The organism is Romboutsia sp. 13368 (genome assembly GCF_018336475.1).
Lineage (GTDB): Bacteria > Bacillota > Clostridia > Peptostreptococcales > Peptostreptococcaceae > Romboutsia.
Genome location: NZ_CP048741.1, coordinates 1193254 through 1194633, shown reverse-complemented (window position 1 = coordinate 1194633; position 1380 = coordinate 1193254). Strand labels below are relative to the sequence as shown.

General features: G+C 23.9%; 1 protein-coding gene. It reads left to right on the top strand.

Features of this window, described 5'->3' with window-relative positions:
• A partial coding sequence (locus G3997_RS04865) for an ATP-binding protein (protein ID WP_296648982.1) occupies positions 1 to 1347 on the top strand: 1347 nt, incomplete at its 5' end.
• Positions 1348 to 1380: the final 33 nt, after the last annotated feature.

Genomic DNA, 1380 nt, shown 5'->3' with positions numbered 1-1380 from the left:
ATTAATACTAAAAATAATAATATAAATAATTTAAGTGTTACAGATGGACTTCAAGGTAATGAGTTTAATGGGAATGCAGCTTTTAAAAGTAATAGTGGAGAATTATTCTTTGGAGGGATAAATGGATTAAATTCATTTTATCCAGAAGATGTAATTAGCGTTGATAATAAATCAAGAGTAGTTTTTGATGGATTTAAAGTTAATCATAAAGAGTACTCAGATATAAATGGATTAAAATTAGATAATGATGCAGATAACATAGTAATTAAGTTTTTTACTCCTGTATATTCAAATAATAAAAATATAAGTTATGAATATGAGTTAATAGGAACTAGTTCATTTAAATCTACAACTAAAGAAAATCAAGTAGTATACAATGATTTAAAATCAGGAAAATATACATTTAAAGTTAGAGCAGTAGATAGTAGAGGATATATAAGCGATGTTGAAACTATAGAGTTTTCTATTAAATATCCATTTTGGATGAGTCCAATTGCTTGTATTATATATTTAKCTATTATAATTTTAATTATAAAAAATAATAAGAATAAGTTAAAAAAGCTAGATAGATTAGTTAAATCAAGAACTATAGAACTTGAAGAACAAATGGTTAAAAATGAAAAGTTGTATAATGATAATATACAAATCGAAGAAAATAAGAATAAGTATTTAGTTAATTTATCTCATGAACTTAGAACTCCTTTAAATGTAATAAGTAGTACGAATCAATTATTACTAGGATTATCTCAAAAGGATATTATTAAAAATGATAAATTAGCTTACTATATAGATATTTCAGAAAGAAATTGTAAGAGATTATTAAATCTTGTTAATAATATATTAGATCATACTAAATTACAAAGTAGAATGTATAAGTTAAACTTAAATGAAGTAGATATAATATATCTAGTTGAAGAAACATCTTTAACTTTAATTGATTATATAAAGTCAAAATCAATAGATATTATAATAGACCCTGAAGTTGAAGAGAAGATTATATTGTGTGATGCTTATGAAATAGAAAGATGTATTGTAAATCTAGTAAGTAATGCAGCTAAATTTACACCAGAAGGTGGAAGTATAACAATAACTATAAAAGACTTAGATGATAAAGTTATGATTAGTGTATTAGATACTGGAGTTGGAATAGATGAAAAATATCAAAAAACTATATTTGATAGATTCAATCAAGTTGAAAATGATGAAGCTAAAGGCGGAAGTGGATTAGGTCTTAGTATAACTAGCAAAATAGTAGAGTTACACAAAGGTGAAATATACGTAGAAAGTAAATTAGGAGAAGGTAGTAATTTTGTTATAATATTGCCTGTAGATCCTAATACAAATTAATATACATAAAAATAACCTAGCATGTTGCTAGGT